Origin of the sequence: Candidatus Scalindua japonica (genome assembly GCF_002443295.1) — a bacterium.
GTDB lineage: Bacteria > Planctomycetota > Brocadiia > Brocadiales > Scalinduaceae > Scalindua > Scalindua japonica.
Genome location: NZ_BAOS01000035.1, coordinates 15,088 through 31,181, shown reverse-complemented (window position 1 = coordinate 31,181; position 16,094 = coordinate 15,088). Strand labels below are relative to the sequence as shown.

Genomic DNA, 16,094 nt, shown 5'->3' with positions numbered 1-16,094 from the left:
CTTAACACTTTATCCTTATAATATAATCAAAAGGTATAATAAATATGGAAAAAATTGAAGGTAAAGTTGCCAAAATACTCGATGAATATAGTATCGTAATTAATGTCGGTAGAAATAATGGAGTAGTCAACGGGATGGTATTTGCCGTCTTTGTACAGAGCGATGATGAAGTAAAGGACCCGGATAGCGGTGAATCCCTTGGGAAACTGGAAAATGTCAAGGAACATCTCTTTGTTGCTCATGTACAGGACAAATTCTCCACCTGTGTTGCCGGTGAGAAAGAAACACCCTGCTCAGAACATGGATCTCATGAAGCACAGACACTCAGCGGCGCCATGATGGCCGAATCAATGACAGGAAGACCCGAAAGCAATAAGCTAAGTAATGAAAAACTGAATGTTAATACTACTCAAATATCCGGCATTCCGAAATCAGGCCCGATATCAGTCGGTGATATGGTACGTGCTGTTGAAGTTGGTGGATAAGAAAAGATGAAAATATTAAAATCGCAGGAATGTGACATTACACGGGAAATTGAAAAGCTTAAGCAGGGAATGAGTATATTTGCAGATACTGTCACCAAAGGAATGGAAGCAAAGACAAAAGAGGTCTTTGGTGAACCGTTATCTCCGGCTGAAAGTGTCAAGCGTGTAATTAACGACGTAAAAGAGAAGGGTGATGAAGCCCTGGAATATTATTCAGAAAAGTTTGAAGGTGTAAGCCTGTCAGCAGAAAATATTAAAATTAAGACTTCCGAAATTGAGGAAGCATACAATAAAGTATCTCCCGAATTAATAAGCGCTATAAAAAATGCAAAGGAGAATATCCGGGAATTCCAGGAACATATCCGCATTCGTGAACCTGGATCATTTCATTCAAAGGGAGCAAAGATAGAAGTTAAATACAGTGCTATCGAAAACGTTGGAATTTACGTCCCCGGAGGCGCAGCATCATATCCCTCTTCAGTATTAATGAACGCCATACCTGCAAAAGTTGCAGGAGTAGACAAAATTGTGGTTGTAACACCACCCGGCAGAGACGGGGCCATTTCTCCGGAAAGACTGGTTGCATGCGGAGAAGCAGATGTGGATGAAGTTTACATGATTGGGGGCGTACACGCAATAGCAGCGCTTACATTTGGCACCAAAACAGTCCCTGGAGTTGACAAGATTGTCGGGCCCGGTAATCAATTTGTAACACTTGCCAAGAGAGAAGCTTACGGACATGTGGGCATTGACATGCTGGCAGGACCAAGTGAGGTGCTTATAGTAGCTGATGAATCTGCGAATCATGCATATGTTGCGTCTGATCTGCTATCGCAGGCAGAACATGCTCCAGGTATTTCAATACTGGTTACCAGCTCTGAGGAGGTTGCAAACGGGGTATTACAGGAGGTATCCCGACAAACCGGGACCTCTGCCCGCAGTTCTCTTATAGAAGAGTCCCTGGATAAATTCGGTTTCATAGTTATTACAGAAAACATGAATGAAGCCATAGATATCTCAAATACTCTGGCTCCCGAACACTTACTGGTAATTGTAAAAAATGAAGACGAGGTTTTATCGAAGCTGAAACACGCAGGCGCTATTTTTGCCGGGCCGTATACGCCGGTAGCGGTTGGCGACTACTATGCCGGACCGTCACATGTATTACCAACAAGCAGTACGGCAAGGTTTTGCTCCGGCCTGTCAGTAAATGATTTCCTCAAAAGGACCAGTATAATGTCATATTCAGAAGAGGTACTTAAATCAGCATCCAATGACATAATTACTATCGCGGAATCAGAAGGTTTGCATGCCCACGCGAACTCTGTTCGGATAAGGGTGAATAAGTAATTTGTACAAGATAAGAAAGAGGAGAATAGATGCTCTATGTTAGCATCTGTAGAAAGCATATAAAAATGAAAACTAAAAAACACTCAAGTTATTTCAGAAAAAATATTGACAACATGACCGGGTATATTCCCGGTGAACAGCCTCAGGACAGCCTGTACATCAAACTCAATACCAATGAAAACCCGTATGCCCCTTCTCCTAAAGTCCTTGCCGCTTTGAAAGATGAAATAGATGAAAGATTGCGGTTGTATCCTGACCCAGTCTCTACGGGCGCCAGGGAAAAAGTAGCAGAGATTTTTAAGACGAAACCGGAAAGGGTCATGGTTGGCAACGGATCTGATGATCTCTTAACCATAATAACCCGGAGCTTTGTCAGCAAAGATGATAAGGTTGTCTATCCGTATCCGACGTATCTTTTGTATAAGGTGCTGTCAGATATTCAGAACGCGAAAGAGTGCGTAATTGATTTCCGTGAAGATTATTCTCTGCCGGAAGAGATTCTGGTAAACGGTGCCGCCGTTACATTTATGTGTAACCCCAATTCTCCTTCAGGAACAATGATACCGGTTGCAAAGATTTCAGAAATTGCGGGGAAGATAGACGGTATAATTGTGGTTGATGAGGCGTACGCGGATTTTGCCGAAGATAATTGCCTGCGGCTGGTAGATAAACACCCAAATCTCATTGTCCTGCGCACACTTTCAAAATCATATTCACTGGCCGGAATGCGCCTGGGTTTTGCGGTAGCGCAGAAAGAGCTGATCAATGGAATGATGAAGGTTAAAGATTCGTATAATGTAGACAGGCTCAGTATGGCATCTGCCGTTGCCGCGTTGGATGATCAGGAAACATTTAGACAAAACGTTTCCCGGATAATTAAAACACGAGAATACCTGACAAATTCACTGAAAAAACTTGGATTTTTTGTATACCCATCTCAAGCAAACTTTGTTATGATCAAATGCGAAGATTCCTATGAGGCTAAAGAAATCTATCGGGAGCTGAAAGAGAGAAAGATACTTGTCAGACACATAGATCAACCAAGGCTGGACGACTGCTTGAGGATTACGATAGGGACCGACAAGGAAATAGAAACTTTACTGGAACAACTGGCGGAAGTACAGCTGGTTTTACTGAATCAAAATAGCTGATTATGGAAAAGAGAACCTCAATAATAGACAGAAAGACGAATGAAACGAACATCAGTCTATCTCTCAATCTGGACGGTGAGGGTAAACGTTCAGTATCTACAGGTATTGGCTTCTTTGACCATATGCTGGATCTGCTTGCAAAGCACGCCCTGTTTGATCTGGAACTTAAGGCTACAGGTGATACCAATGTAGACTTTCATCATACGGTTGAAGACGTTGGTATCTGCATGGGGCTGGCGGTAAAAGAAGCTTTAGGCAATAAAGCAGGGATAGTCCGTTTTTCCAATGTCAGTCTACCGATGCAGGAATCACTTGCAAACATAGCTCTGGATATAAGCGGGCGTTCTGCCCTGGTCTTCAACGCTAAGTTAGATTCCCGGAAGATTGGTGATTTTGACTCTGAACTGATCAAGGAGTTTCTGGAGGCATTTACGGTAAACGCAGGTCTGAACCTCCATGTAGATGTTCCATACGGTGAAAACGCACATCATATCGCGGAAGCGATTTTCAAAGGTTTAGCGAAGGCCCTTGACAGGGCTACAAAAGTTGATGAACGGACAAATGAAGTTCCCTCTACAAAGGGTGTTTTATAAATAACGGCAATCTATAAGCACCCATTTCAGACCTTTTATAAAATATTGATCGAAAGGATTTTTCAGTGACAACGAACAACAAGACTGTTTTCAGGTATAGAAATGCGCTATCTTCAGCGTTTTTCATTATTGGCATTCTTTTATATACATTGACACAAACCGCGTGGTCAGACGAGCAGGAAGAAGATGTTTCTCCACAATATTTCGGTGAGAGAGTTGCTCGTACACCCTGGCCTATGCATCGCCATGACCTGCACCATACGGGGCGAAGTCCTTATGCCGCGTCAGAGACAAACGACATAAAATGGGAGTTTCAGGCTGAGGCGTCTATTTCATCTTCACCTGTAATAGGCATTGATGGTACTATATATTTTGGATCACAGGATAAACATCTCTATGCTGTTAATCCGGATGGCACTCTGAAATGGAAGTTTAAAACAGGCGCTGAAGTGGACTCCACTCCATCAATCGATATTGACGGCATCATCTACTTCGGATCCTGGGACGGATGCCTCTATGCGCTCTATCCCGACGGTAAACTGAAATGGAAACACCAGACAAAGGGAGGCATTCTCTCCTCTCCTGCGATTGGAGATGACGGCTCGCTCTATTTTGGGTGCTGGGACGGCAGAATACACTCAGTGGACGCGGAAGGTAAGCACAGATGGAAATATAAGACTGCAGACCACATATGGTCATCCCCTGCTATCGGAGATGATGATATGGTTTATTGCGGTTCAGAAGATTACTATATGTTTGCTCTCAGGCCTGATGGCAAAGCCGTCTGGTCATTCGGCACTCACTATCTGCTGGAATCATCACCTTCCATTGGAGATGATGGAACAATCTATTTCGGTTCTGAAGACTCGTACCTGTTTGCGCTTAGCCCTGATGGTCATCTGAAATGGCAATTTAAGACTGAATACGATATCGACTCCTCCACGGCTCTCGCACTGGACGGTACAATTTATGTAGGGTCTGGAGACGGCCGGCTCTATGCAATAAATCCTGACGGTACTCTTAAATGGACATTTGAAACAAAATATTCAGTCATGTCTTCACCTGCAGTTGACGCTAATGGAGTTATTTATGTGGGCTCACGCGATAAAAAGTTCTACGCCATAAACCCAGACGGCACCCTGAAGTGGTTTATTGAAACCGGCGGTGCCATTGAATCATCCGCAGCGATCGATAAAGACGGGACTATTTATATTCCTTCAACAGACGGCAAGCTCTATGCTATCGGGAATAAGATGGAAGTTTATCCATAAGAATAAGTAATTCCAAATATCAGAATTACGAATAACTGCAACATACAATGAGCTATTCAATCCATTTGATTATCTACCATTGTTGACAAATCACTCATCTTTTTATACATTTACCAACTTAAAAAGAGTTTCTGAAGACTACTGTACTGTAAAATTTTTTCTATCAATTGGATTGATGAAAAAAAAATAGAAGATTGTATTTCAAGATCAGACATTATTCTCTCCCTCTAATCTTTTTTCAGCAAGAATCATGGATATAACTCTTACTTTACCTGATTGGATTACCAGGGAACTTGCACGCTGCCCTGAATATCTCACTACACATGCAGACCGGATGAGGATGATTATTCATTTCTCCAAGTTAAATTATAAATACGGTACCGGTGGGCCGTTTGCGGCAGGAGTATTTGAACAACATACCGGTAAATTAATTTCCATAGGTGTAAATATAGTCGTACCATCAAACTGCTCTTCAGCTCATGCTGAAATAATGGCTTTATCAATCGCCCAAAAGAAACTCAAAATTTTTGATCTTGGAAAGCCCGGCATGGTTTCACATGAACTCGTAGTTAACTGGCGGCCGTGTGCTATGTGTTACGGGGCTGTTATATGGTCTGGCATACAATCGCTTGTGATAGCAGGCAGTGGAAAAGAGCTGGAGGAGATCACAGGCTTTGATGAAGGCCCTCTTCACCCGGATTGGAAAGAGGAACTCAAAAAACGCAAAATAGATGTCATTGATAATCTGTTGAGTAATGAGGCATGCAAGGTTTTCTGCGAGTTCACTGAAAGTAACGGTTTTGTATATAACCCATGCCGCGAAAATTCTGTAAAATAATTAAAACTTTCATTTTTTGTAGTATTTCACAATACAGAAAGGAGATGGATAAAATGCGATTAAGAACTGAAAGGTCATTTATCATGGTTTTAGTTTCAATAGTAATTTTCTGATCCTATACCATAACGAATATTGTTTCTGCTTCGGAAGAGGGCTTTAGCTCTGCTTCGGGTTATCAGGACCCCAAAGATGATAAAAAAGATGCTGATGGAATAGGGAACAACGCTATCTTTGGAGGTAATGTGGGAATCGGTACGTTGGAACCATTGGCCAGACTCCATATTTTTGGCAGCCCTGGAATTGATGGAATCATGTTTCCCGATGGAACATTGCAGACAACAGCAGCAGTAGCCGCAGCAACAAATGGAGGGAAAGATTCTTTCTGGCAAGCTGAAAACTCCAATGTATTCAATACAAATAATGGTAACATCGGGATAGGCACAATGACTCCGGGATCAAAGCTGGAAGTAAAAGGTGACATTAAGGCAAAAACGATAAATGGTAATGATGTTGTCAGAACACAGTCCTTTCAGATATTTCCTGTAGGTAATATTACATTTACCACCGAAGGGACATCCTACTCATCTTTAACAAAATATTTAAATGGAGGGTTACTGTCTCAATTCCTTGCGCCACTTGAAGGAACAAAGCGTTATTACCGACTTAAAGTGACATATACAGACAATATAAGAGAATCCGACGGTGTAGCAGGCTCAAACGTACGTTATATCGAAGATGAAGGTAATGTTGAAATTTTCAACTTTGTCCTGCAGTATTCATCGGCATCCGGTGATTACATAAATCAGAGAATAAGTGATAGATTTGTTTATGATGGTATCGAAGTAACAAGAATGGAATACCGCAGTGGTGTCAATGGTAAATATCTTCAAATTTACGGAGTCTGGATAATTGCTGAGGATGTTATAGAGTAATAAAGAATTCATTTTGTTTAATCCCTTATCATTATTGACAAAACCCGCTTCATCATATACATTTACAAAACTGTTTTTATAAACTGGTCCAATATTTTCTTTTTATCGAAGTTTAAATTATCTGAAAACCGATTGCTTTATGCAGAAAATTACTGACAATCCTGACCAACAGGTAGCTGTGGCAGTTGCTCATTACTGGGTTACCCGCAAGGCACAGGGAGAACGGCAAAAAAGCAAGGGGACCGCTGACGCCGGCTTGAGAAGCGCTGTGACCGGTGGCGCGCAAATGGATGAATTTATTAATCTTTTTACAAAGATAATACTGGATACCGGAATTAAAAGTAAATATGTTTACCGGAAGAAACTGCTGGAGTTACCGGGATTCTTTCGACCTACGAAGGAGTGGGATTTACTGGTTATCAAAGATGATAGCTTAGTTGCCGCGGTAGAGGCAAAATCTCAAGTCGGGCCATCCTTTGGTAACAATTTCAATAACCGGACAGAAGAGGCAATGGGGACGGCCCTTGATCTCTGGACAGCATTCAGAGAAGGTGCGTTTAAAGGAGATACTCCGCCGTTTCTCGGTTATTTCTTTATGCTTGAAGAGTGTGAAGCTTCGAAACGTCCCGTGAAAGTGAAAGAACCCCACTTTAAGGTATTTCCTGAATTTACAGGGGCATCATACATGAAACGATATGAGCTGTTTTGTAAAAAACTTATTCGAGAGCGTCATTACACATCTGCATCGTTTATCACCTCTGACAGTGTTAACGGGATTAATGGCATTTATAAAGAACCGTCAACAGATCTTGCTTTCTCTCATTTTGCAAAATCTCTCTCCTCTCATGTAAGGGTTTTTGCGGAATGAAAAATATTAATGAAACATCTCATAAACTGATACATGGTGATTCGCGAGACCTCTCATTTTTGCCAAATGACTCTGTTCATCTTGTCGTAACGTCCCCGCCCTACTGGAATCTTAAACGTTACAATGAAAATTCCGATCAATTGGGCCATATAGATAATTATGAAACATTTTTAAAAGAGTTGAAGAAAGTCTGGAAAGGTGTATTCAGAGTGCTGGTCCCTGGCGGCAGATTAGTATGTGTCGTCGGTGATGTCTGCGTTTCCCGGCGTAAATACGGAAGGCATCTTGTCTTCCCCTTACACGCTGATATTTCGGTAATATGCAGGAAGATTGGATTTGATAATCTCAATCCCATCATCTGGCATAAAATATCAAACGCAAACTATGAAGTATCCAACGGTACAAAGTTCCTGGGAAAGCCCTATGAACCCAATGCTATTATCAAAAATGATATGGAATACATATTAATGCAACGAAAACCGGGAGGATACAGACAGCCATCTGAAGAACAGCGAAAGAAAAGCAAAATCAGTAAAAATGATTTTAACGATTGGTTCAAGCAGATATGGAATATAACCGGCGCTTCTACGAAGAACCACCCTGCACCCTTTCCTCTCAAATTAGCTACTCGCCTGGTTCGGATGTTCTCCTTCTATAACGATACGGTACTGGACCCTTTTTGCGGATCAGGAACAACGTTGATTGCCGCTTTAAGAAATGGCAGAAACAGCACTGGTATAGAAATAGACAAAGAGTACTGCCAAATGACGGCACGATACTTAAAAGCGGAAACGAATCAACCGCCAACTAAAGCAAAGTTAATATTCCAGAAAATGACTGATGGTAGTTGCGGTAAAGTAAAGATCGGTGAAGACAAATCTCTGTCTAAAGTAAGAACCGCAAAAAAAATGATGAAATAGGTTCTATAGATAAGGGAAGGAATAAATATAAGATTGGTAGTATTTATAACTTATAAAAGTGCCGGAGCATTAAATGGAAAGAGACATTTACAAATTAACACGGAGAGGCTTCCTGAGAAAAAGCAGCCTTATGACTATAACAGCAATCCTGGGTACAAGTATCCCCTTTGCCAACTTAATGCCGGAAGGTCTGATCCCTATTGGAATTGCTGACGCTAAGGGACCGATCAAAATACCGGACAAACATCCCGATCTCAGCATTTTAAGTAACCTGCCCATTAACATGGAAACACCACCACACCTGCTTGACGATGAGGTAACACCTGCAGGTAAAATGTTTGTAAGAAACAGCGGTCATCCGCCGGAAAATCCTGATCCCAATAGCTGGACGCTTACGATAGAAGGTGAATCTGCCGGACATCAAATGAGTTTCACAATTGATGAACTAAAGGAGAAATTCAAGCATTATACATATCAGATACAGATTGAATGTGGTGGTAACGGTCGAAGCGAATTCAGACCACGTGTAAAAGGTCTCCAGTGGACTTACGGTGCTGTCAGTTGCGCCAGTTGGACAGGTGCCAGGCTGAAAGATGTTCTTGCACACGTTGGGGTCAGGGATGATGCCGTTTATATCGGTTATTACGGGGCGGATACTCACTTGAGCAGAGATCCCGATAAGGTCGTTATTTCAAGAGGTGTGCCAATAGAAAAAGCGATGGAAGATGAATCTCTCATCGCTTTTGCAATGAACGGACAGGACATACCTTATCTTAACGGATACCCCCTGAGACTGGTTACCGGAGGTTGGCCAGGGTCTACCTGCGGTAAATGGTTGAGAAAAATCGAAATAAGAAATAGAGTCCATGACGGAAAGAAAATGAGGGGAAAGTCGTACCGGGTACCCACTCATCCTGTTGCACGCGGCAAAAAGGTAGCAAATGAAAATATGCGCATTATTGAGTCTATGCCGGTGAAATCTATAATAACCTTTCCGCGGACACAAACCTCTGTAAACCTTGAAGAACCGTTAGAGCTGCGAGGGCATGCATGGGCGGGGGATCTTTCCGTTTCGAAGATGCATCTGTCTATTGATTTCGGAGCAACATGGATAGAGTGTAAATTAACAAATCCTGTGAACCGCCTAGCGTGGCAGAGGTGGTTTTGCAAAGTGCGTTTTGCTGAAAAAGGATATTATGAAGTATGGGCAAAAGCAACGGACAGCAATGGCAGAATGCAGCCAATGGTTGTACCGGGATGGAACCCGAAAGGTTACCTGAATAATTCATGTCACAGGATTGCTCTCTACGTAACATAATGCGATATTCCATAAAATATGTTTGTACACAATTCAGCGTTTTTGTCTTTACCCTCTGCGTCTTTATATCGAGCCTTACGGCTCAGGACAAAATAGATGAGGAGACAGGCTTTATTATCGCAAAAGGATTTAAGATAGTGAATATGGCCTGTACTTTATGTCACTCATCTCAGATTGTGATACAAAGCAGATCAGACAGAGAAGGCTGGCTGGAGACAATCAGAAGGATGCAGGCAGAAGAAGGAATGGTCAATCTTGACCCTGAGATTGAAAAAGAGATACTTGACTATCTTTCTACATACTATGGTTGGAGAAGTGATGATTTTGAGTAAATTGCTTTTTTCTTTTTAAGAATAGGACGTGGATTTACGCAGATAAAAATATAGGTTGATTTACCGATTTTTACTCACCATGGTTTTTCTGCTCTGCATTCCAGGCCAGAAGATTATGATTTAATAACGCATGAAACGGCGGTATGAACAAACTTGTTTGTCGATGTTATCCGTACACATCCCTTCCGCTGGTCCAATCATTTTTATTTCAATCCAAACATTATGGAGAGGCTGGTTCCTCTGCGATGATACCCTTCTTTATAAGTAGTTCCGGGGTAATAGCCATATCCATGTAATCATTGTTCTTATCCCTGTTTGCCTTATAGTACAGGTATCTCAACTCAATAAACATTAATAGCGTACGGACCAACCACGAAACAATATCCCATGTTCTGCGGTAATAGTAGATTGGAATCGACTCCGTACGAAACTTTGGCGAGCGCCTTTTTCTCCCTTTAATCCGAAAAAGGCCGAAAAGGAAAGGATGGAGGCCCTCAATGAAGACCGCGTTTCGAAACCATATCATATGCCTGGCAATGTTTTTCCTCCGACGGTCTTTCCTCCGATTCAAAATCGTCTCTACATGCCTGTGGGAATAAAAAGATTTCCACGCGTCCCGGTAAGCCCGCATCAGTTCATCACGACTCATTTTGGGGTGTTCCATGCAGGGGTGTGCGGTGTCATACTCATTCATATCTTTAGACATCGGCACACCTTTCAGATAGTTATCGAGATGGTCTTGTGACCCCGGCAGGGGCGTCATCATGAAAAACTCAAAAAACTCAATAGGAAGTTCATTTTTCAGACGCTCCACATCACGCATAATAGAATCATAGGTGTCGCCGGGAAAACCGATAATGTACCCTACATGAGTTACGACACCGGCGTCGCGCCATACCTGAAGCATGGTACGATAATCATTGATACGATTCTGAGGTTTACTACACCAATTTTTTCAGATATTATTCTGAAAGCAAATGATAAAGGCTATTGAAACAGTTTGATGGAGAACAAGTAGAAAAAAAAATCTTAGGAATCCAAGAATGCAGGAAAACTACTTATAAAGTACTCGCTGGTTCAATCATTTTGATTGAACCTTTTACCATCATTGATAAAATAACCCATTCTTAGTAAATACGTTTTCTTCTACTGTATTGACTTAATTACTACATTAACTTATGATGTGAGTGATCCAGGCTTAACTAATATAATCGTACATAGAGCAGGTTACAAATGAAAGTTCGTGATATCATAAAACTTATTGAAGAAGATGGATGGTATTGGATCAAAACAAAAGGCAGTCATAGACAGTATAAACATACAGTAAAAGAGGGACGTGTCACTGTTCCTGGTAAATTTTCAGATGATCTCATGCCCGGGACTTTAAATAGCATCTACAAACAAGCCAAATTAAAGAAAGGATAAGATATGCGATATGCCATAGTCATTGAAAAAGGGCCAGAAAATTTCTCAGTATACGTACCTGACCTGCCCGGTTGTGTTTCTACTGGTTCGACAGCGAGCGAAGCTGAAGAGAATATCAAGGATGCAATTTCATTTCATATTGATGGCTTAAAGGAAGATGGTCTGTCAGTACCAGAACCAACTACTATTTGTGAATATATTGAAACCGCTTGATGGAGAAGTTCAAATAGGAAGACCAGATAATCAATAATTGTTGATACCTCCCCCCCCACTCTTTCTTCTTAAATTGTAATTTAAATTGAGTTTGACAGATGTATCCAGAAAAACTATTTCGTTTCATCTCTTACCATCATTGACAAAGTAAACTTTACGATATACACTCACAACATTGTGTCATTCTGAATTTATTTAGGGAATTCTTTAAAAAGAAAAATATAATGATGCAATACTTATAAAATATACCTAAGGTTTGGGGAGAGGAATAGTTTTTATGTATCTCCGCAAATCAATATTACCAATAGTTGTTGCTGATGGTGTTTCCGATGACCGTTTACCACCTGTTTTGTCTAAGATCCAGTATGTTGATTACAGGAACCAGGATCAACAATCTATTTTAGCTATTAACAAGGCTATCAATAATATACCTGTTTCTCAGCCCTTTCCTGTTAAGAAATTTACACTTCACATTAAAAAAAGAGCTCTTTTATGGAGTGCAGTAACCGTGTTACTGTTTTAATACGTATCATCAAACCCAACCGGCCAGGCCGTTCGGACGGAGATGATGCACTCCTATTCCCCCTCTCAATTCAATAACATTGCTGTTGACAGGCAGGGAATGACATAAGGCCACATTGAATTAATTTGTAGAATAAAAGAGTATTTATAAAATAATCCTTTTTCATATGTTGTTGATAAGATATTATAAATAATATATGAAATACAAAACATTCAAGAAGTCTACAGAAAAGGAGAAATTATGCGGAAGAAGAAACTGATGAAGCATATAATGTTTCCGGCGACTCACCGATTAAGGATTATTGCTATATCAACAATGGCATTGTTGTTTACCTTTCCGGTTTTTGCACAGGAAGCGTTGTGGAAAAAGCTGAATGGCAAGTTGATTAAATTTTATCAGGAGGACCAATACGCGGAAGCAATAAGTACAGGCAATGAAGCATTACAGGTTGCAGAGGAAACATTTGGAAAGGAGCATCCTAAGGTCGCAACTTCCCTGAACAACCTGGCCTTACTATATAAAGCCCAGGGACAGTACAATACTGCTGAGGACTTTTATAAGCAATCGCTGACTATCTTAGAAAAATCCCTTGGTACGGAAAATCCAAAAATTGGAACTGCACGGTACAACCTCGCTCAACTCTATCATAGCCAGGAGAGGTATGATGAAGCAGAAGAGATGTATAAACGGACACTTGCAATAGATGAGAAAATACTCAGTCCCGAGCATCCGGACGTTGCTTTATCTCTACATAATCTTGCACAACTTTATAACGATCAGGAACGGTATGACGAAGCCGAGTCTCTTTATAAGCGTGTGCTGACAATCCTGGAAAAAGTCCTTGGGCCTGACCATGAGAATGTGGCATTGGTCCTGGATAACCTGGCGTCGCTTTATCAGAAAACAGGAAAGAAAGAAGAAGCTGATAAATTATCCGGACGGGCAAAACAAATTCGTTCAAAAGGGTTTAAGTGATCAATTATCTTGAAGGTAACTTTTTCTCAAACATTATTAAAATTAGTAACTATGGAGGTAAATATGTCAGTAAAATATAATAAACATTTCCTTGCCATTCTTGTTTTGCTTTTTACGCCATTTAGTCTGTTTGCTCAAGCTAAATATGAGAAAGCAACTTTTGCGGGAGGTTGTTTCTGGTGTATGGAACACCCTTTTGAAAAACTGGAAGGTGTTTCAGAGGTCTTATCCGGTTATACAGGTGGGCAGAAAAAGGACCCGACATATGAAGAGGTTTCTGCAGGAGCAACATTTCATTATGAGTCAATCCAGATAACGTACGATCCTGCTAAAATAAGTTATTCAAAACTACTTGATGTGTTCTGGAGACAGATAGATCCAACTGATCATGAAGGACAGTTTGTTGATAGAGGATTACAATACAGGACAGCTGTTTTTTATCACAATGAAGAACAGAAACGCCTGGCAGAAGAGTCGAAAGAACAGTTGGATAAATCAGGAAGATTTGACGAAGATATCGTAACTGAAATTATTGAGGCAACACCATTTTATAAAGCAGAAGAATATCATCAGGATTTTTATAAAAAGAGTCCGCGACGGTACAGGGCTTATAGAAGAGGTTCCGGACGTGATAAATTCCTGGAAAGAATTTGGAAAAAAAAGATGGATACAGAACATAATAGCAATAAATTTAACAAGGCCGCTCATGCAGAACTGATAAAGAAATTGACGCCATTACAATTTAAAGTAACTCAGGAGAGTGGTACGGAAAAACCATTCGAGAATGAATTCTGGGACAATAAAAAGGAGGGAATCTATGTTGACGTCGTCTCCGGTGAACCACTTTTCAGCTCACACGACAAGTTTGCTTCCGGTACCGGTTGGCCAAGCTTTACAAAACCGCTTGAACCTGATAATTTTATAGAAGTGGAAGACAGAAAGTTCTTTATGAAGAGAATAGAAGTAAGAAGTAAACATGCTGACTCTCACCTTGGGCATGTATTTGAAGATGGCCCTGAACCGACAGGACTTCGCTACTGCATAAACTCTGCATCTCTGCGTTTCATTGTAAAAGAAGATCTGGAAAAAGAGGGATATGGTGAGTATAAAAAACTTTTTGAATAATCCATTGTTAGAACTAAACCACATATACTATAGGCTTTACAATTAAAGTGAATAGTTTTAAACTAACGTGCTGATACAATGAGAGAAATTAACATTATTGAAACTGTTGTTTTCATATCCGGAGTTTAAATGGCAAAAATATTAATTGCAGGTTGTGGAGATGTTGGAACCAGCCTTGGGAAAGCTCTTGTTAAAAAGGGCCATCATGTAGTTGGATTGAGACGCCATTCCCCTGCTGACAAGATGGGTATCCGTTTTATTGAAGCAGATTTCACAAACCCAACTGAATTATCAGTCTTAGATACTGATTTTGATCAGGTATTTTTTCTGGCCGCTCCAAAGCAGCACGATTTATGCGCGTATAGAGAAGTTTACGAATTCGGACTGGGAAATTTATTCAATAGATTCTCTGCAAATCACAATAGTCCACACTTTATATCGATATCCTCCACCAGTGTATATGGTCAGGTAAATGGAGAGTGGGTTAATGAGGATTCGTTAACGGAACCACGGAAATATAATGGACAGATACAACTGTTATCCGAACAGAGAGTTCTGGCTGAAAATAAGAATAATCTTGTGGTTCGTTTTGCCGGGATATATGGGCCAGGACGTAAACGGATGTTAAGAAAAGCTTCTAAAGGAGGCCCGGTACAATATAAACCTCCCTATTATACAAACCGAATCCACAAAGAGGATTGTGTCGGTGTACTGACATTTTTATTCGAAAAAAGGCTGGAAGGCGAACAATTACATTCACACTATTTAGCGAGTGATGATGATCCTGCTCCAATGTGGGAAGTTGTTTCATGGATAGCAAATACACTTAAGTGCAAACCACCTGAAATCAAACAGGTAGAACAGGATGCTACACAAAACAAAAGGTGCTGTAACAAACGGTTAAAAGAGCTGGGATACCGCTTTAAATATCCAACATACAAAGAAGGTTATCAGAAGGTAATAAATGATTTATAGCCATTGTACAGATATGTTTACTCCATCCAGCTAATGACAGGAGATCATTATCTTTTATCGTAAAGAAAATTGTAACTGTTTAGCGACGTGTTTTTACTTTATTAAAATCAGTGGTCTCTCCATCGAAAAGTAATCTCAATGCCTGAACTGATGTCAACGAATTCCTTCTAGCGGTAGATAAATAACTCCTAATTCTGTAAAATATCTTGTCTCCTCGTGCTGACACAATATAATAAATTTATTTTCTTACAAAATAAATAATAGCTTCCAGGTTAGGACTGCACATAATTACGCTTAATAGTTACAATATATATAAATATGGCTCATATAAGCCACTTTTTGTTGAGTTTATTTATGTATAGCGAAACATGTAAATTCCAGTAGAGATTAAAATAAAACCATTACCCATAATGCTGAAAATTTAAATGTATACGTCTAATATACTGTTTATAAAGTACGCCTTTAAGAATAGTTATAAAGTCTAAAGATACGTCCATAGGTAATAAGACTATGTGATACTTCAGTGTGTAGTAAAATTACAAGAAAATAAATTATAGATCACTAAGTTGATTATTGGCAGATCTTTTGCTCTATTGTTACATTTATATGAATAACTATTAAGTGTTTATAGTCTTATAAGAATGTTATCTTGATAAAGGCATCTCAAGAATTATGAGGGAGATGCAAAGTAATAGGGTCTTATAACGTGCAAGGATGTACGGAGAATACAACATGAATTCCTGAGACTTACCGGGAAGCTAATGTATACATGAGACAGCCTTACTGCCTAAGATAGTGTA

The 16,094-nt window shown here is 40.3% G+C and carries 18 protein-coding genes; 17 read left to right on the top strand and 1 reads right to left on the bottom strand.

What is annotated here, in order from left to right; all coding sequences use genetic code 11:
- The first annotated feature begins 44 nt into the window (after positions 1–44).
- The 11 genes from SCALIN_RS18750 (at position 45) to SCALIN_RS18700 (ending at position 10,058) form a co-directional block, all read left to right on the top strand.
- The gene (locus SCALIN_RS18750) at positions 45–485 is read left to right on the top strand and encodes a hypothetical protein (protein ID WP_096895973.1); all 441 of its coding nucleotides are present in this window, start codon (positions 45–47) and stop codon (positions 483–485) included.
- A 6-nt stretch (positions 486–491) separates the two neighbouring features.
- A complete protein-coding gene (gene hisD / locus SCALIN_RS18745) occupies positions 492–1,835 on the top strand; it encodes a histidinol dehydrogenase (protein WP_096895972.1) in 1,344 nt (447 codons plus the stop codon).
- A gap of 65 nt (positions 1,836–1,900) precedes the next feature.
- Positions 1,901–2,986 carry a histidinol-phosphate transaminase gene (hisC, locus tag SCALIN_RS18740; RefSeq protein WP_096896000.1) on the top strand — a complete coding sequence of 362 codons (1,086 nt, stop codon included), beginning with the start codon at positions 1,901–1,903 and terminating at the stop codon, positions 2,984–2,986.
- Between the two features lie 2 nt (positions 2,987–2,988).
- The gene (hisB, locus tag SCALIN_RS18735; protein ID WP_096895971.1) at positions 2,989–3,579 is read left to right on the top strand and encodes an imidazoleglycerol-phosphate dehydratase HisB; all 591 of its coding nucleotides are present in this window, start codon (positions 2,989–2,991) and stop codon (positions 3,577–3,579) included.
- Between the two features lie 65 nt (positions 3,580–3,644).
- Complete coding sequence (locus SCALIN_RS18730) at positions 3,645–4,850, top strand: outer membrane protein assembly factor BamB family protein (RefSeq protein WP_096895970.1); 1,206 nt, start codon at positions 3,645–3,647, stop codon at positions 4,848–4,850.
- A gap of 250 nt (positions 4,851–5,100) precedes the next feature.
- Positions 5,101–5,688 carry a nucleoside deaminase gene (locus SCALIN_RS18725; RefSeq protein ID WP_203415569.1) on the top strand — a complete coding sequence of 196 codons (588 nt, stop codon included), beginning with the start codon at positions 5,101–5,103 and terminating at the stop codon, positions 5,686–5,688.
- Between the two features lie 242 nt (positions 5,689–5,930).
- The gene (locus SCALIN_RS18720; RefSeq protein WP_096895969.1) at positions 5,931–6,620 is read left to right on the top strand and encodes a hypothetical protein; all 690 of its coding nucleotides are present in this window, start codon (positions 5,931–5,933) and stop codon (positions 6,618–6,620) included.
- Positions 6,621–6,759: 139 nt separating this feature from the next.
- The gene (locus SCALIN_RS18715) at positions 6,760–7,488 is read left to right on the top strand and encodes a PaeR7I family type II restriction endonuclease (RefSeq protein WP_096895968.1); all 729 of its coding nucleotides are present in this window, start codon (positions 6,760–6,762) and stop codon (positions 7,486–7,488) included.
- Positions 7,485–8,408 carry a DNA-methyltransferase gene (locus SCALIN_RS18710; RefSeq protein WP_096895967.1) on the top strand — a complete coding sequence of 308 codons (924 nt, stop codon included), beginning with the start codon at positions 7,485–7,487 and terminating at the stop codon, positions 8,406–8,408. Before SCALIN_RS18715 ends, SCALIN_RS18710 begins: the two co-directional genes overlap by 4 nt.
- A gap of 73 nt (positions 8,409–8,481) precedes the next feature.
- Entirely contained in the window at positions 8,482–9,726 is a 1,245-nt protein-coding gene (locus SCALIN_RS18705; RefSeq protein WP_133112046.1) for a sulfite oxidase, read from the top strand.
- Complete coding sequence (locus SCALIN_RS18700; RefSeq protein WP_096895966.1) at positions 9,726–10,058, top strand: hypothetical protein; 333 nt, start codon at positions 9,726–9,728, stop codon at positions 10,056–10,058. Before SCALIN_RS18705 ends, SCALIN_RS18700 begins: the two co-directional genes overlap by 1 nt.
- 220 nt (positions 10,059–10,278) lie before the next feature.
- Here the strand turns inward: SCALIN_RS18700 and SCALIN_RS18695 are convergent, their stop codons facing one another.
- Positions 10,279–10,965, bottom strand: coding sequence for a radical SAM protein (locus SCALIN_RS18695; RefSeq protein WP_096895965.1), 687 nt, complete (start codon positions 10,963–10,965; stop codon positions 10,279–10,281).
- Positions 10,966–11,291: 326 nt separating this feature from the next.
- Here SCALIN_RS18695 and SCALIN_RS18690 point away from each other — a divergent pair, with 326 nt between their 5' ends.
- The 6 genes from SCALIN_RS18690 to SCALIN_RS18665 all read left to right on the top strand — a co-directional run bounded on the left by SCALIN_RS18690 (position 11,292) and on the right by SCALIN_RS18665 (position 15,294).
- Positions 11,292–11,483, top strand: coding sequence for a type II toxin-antitoxin system HicA family toxin (locus SCALIN_RS18690; RefSeq protein WP_096895964.1), 192 nt, complete (start codon positions 11,292–11,294; stop codon positions 11,481–11,483).
- Between the two features lie 3 nt (positions 11,484–11,486).
- Positions 11,487–11,696, top strand: a complete 210-nt coding sequence (locus SCALIN_RS18685) for a type II toxin-antitoxin system HicB family antitoxin (RefSeq protein WP_096895963.1) — start codon at positions 11,487–11,489, stop codon at positions 11,694–11,696.
- A 277-nt stretch (positions 11,697–11,973) separates the two neighbouring features.
- Entirely contained in the window at positions 11,974–12,219 is a 246-nt protein-coding gene (locus SCALIN_RS18680) for a hypothetical protein (protein WP_096895962.1), read from the top strand.
- A 240-nt stretch (positions 12,220–12,459) separates the two neighbouring features.
- A complete protein-coding gene (locus SCALIN_RS18675; RefSeq protein ID WP_096895961.1) occupies positions 12,460–13,194 on the top strand; it encodes a tetratricopeptide repeat protein in 735 nt (244 codons plus the stop codon).
- Between the two features lie 63 nt (positions 13,195–13,257).
- On the top strand, positions 13,258–14,319 hold the full coding sequence (gene msrA, locus SCALIN_RS23210) for a peptide-methionine (S)-S-oxide reductase MsrA (RefSeq protein WP_096895960.1): 1,062 nt from the start codon (positions 13,258–13,260) through the stop codon (positions 14,317–14,319).
- Positions 14,320–14,448: 129 nt separating this feature from the next.
- Positions 14,449–15,294 (top strand): sugar nucleotide-binding protein, encoded by an 846-nt coding sequence (locus SCALIN_RS18665; protein ID WP_096895959.1) that lies wholly within the window; start codon positions 14,449–14,451, stop codon positions 15,292–15,294.
- Positions 15,295–16,094 lie beyond the last annotated feature (800 nt).

What these genes read in the sequence shown, in the direction of transcription:
- hisC (WP_096896000.1), top strand. Translation starts at nt 1,901, where the DNA reads ATGAAAACTAAAAAACACTCAAGTTATTTCAGAAAAAATATTGACAAC.
- hisB (WP_096895971.1), top strand. Translation starts at nt 2,989, where the DNA reads ATGGAAAAGAGAACCTCAATAATAGACAGAAAGACGAATGAAACGAAC.
- msrA (WP_096895960.1), top strand. Translation starts at nt 13,258, where the DNA reads ATGTCAGTAAAATATAATAAACATTTCCTTGCCATTCTTGTTTTGCTT.
- SCALIN_RS18750 (WP_096895973.1), top strand. Translation starts at nt 45, where the DNA reads ATGGAAAAAATTGAAGGTAAAGTTGCCAAAATACTCGATGAATATAGT.
- SCALIN_RS18695 (WP_096895965.1), bottom strand. Translation starts at nt 10,965, where the DNA reads ATGCTTCAGGTATGGCGCGACGCCGGTGTCGTAACTCATGTAGGGTAC.
- SCALIN_RS18685 (WP_096895963.1), top strand. Translation starts at nt 11,487, where the DNA reads ATGCGATATGCCATAGTCATTGAAAAAGGGCCAGAAAATTTCTCAGTA.
- SCALIN_RS18675 (WP_096895961.1), top strand. Translation starts at nt 12,460, where the DNA reads ATGCGGAAGAAGAAACTGATGAAGCATATAATGTTTCCGGCGACTCAC.
- SCALIN_RS18715 (WP_096895968.1), top strand. Translation starts at nt 6,760, where the DNA reads ATGCAGAAAATTACTGACAATCCTGACCAACAGGTAGCTGTGGCAGTT.
- SCALIN_RS18680 (WP_096895962.1), top strand. Translation starts at nt 11,974, where the DNA reads ATGTATCTCCGCAAATCAATATTACCAATAGTTGTTGCTGATGGTGTT.
- SCALIN_RS18700 (WP_096895966.1), top strand. Translation starts at nt 9,726, where the DNA reads ATGCGATATTCCATAAAATATGTTTGTACACAATTCAGCGTTTTTGTC.
- hisD (WP_096895972.1), top strand. Translation starts at nt 492, where the DNA reads ATGAAAATATTAAAATCGCAGGAATGTGACATTACACGGGAAATTGAA.
- SCALIN_RS18665 (WP_096895959.1), top strand. Translation starts at nt 14,449, where the DNA reads ATGGCAAAAATATTAATTGCAGGTTGTGGAGATGTTGGAACCAGCCTT.
- SCALIN_RS18725 (WP_203415569.1), top strand. Translation starts at nt 5,101, where the DNA reads ATGGATATAACTCTTACTTTACCTGATTGGATTACCAGGGAACTTGCA.
- SCALIN_RS18705 (WP_133112046.1), top strand. Translation starts at nt 8,482, where the DNA reads ATGGAAAGAGACATTTACAAATTAACACGGAGAGGCTTCCTGAGAAAA.
- SCALIN_RS18710 (WP_096895967.1), top strand. Translation starts at nt 7,485, where the DNA reads ATGAAAAATATTAATGAAACATCTCATAAACTGATACATGGTGATTCG.
- SCALIN_RS18690 (WP_096895964.1), top strand. Translation starts at nt 11,292, where the DNA reads ATGAAAGTTCGTGATATCATAAAACTTATTGAAGAAGATGGATGGTAT.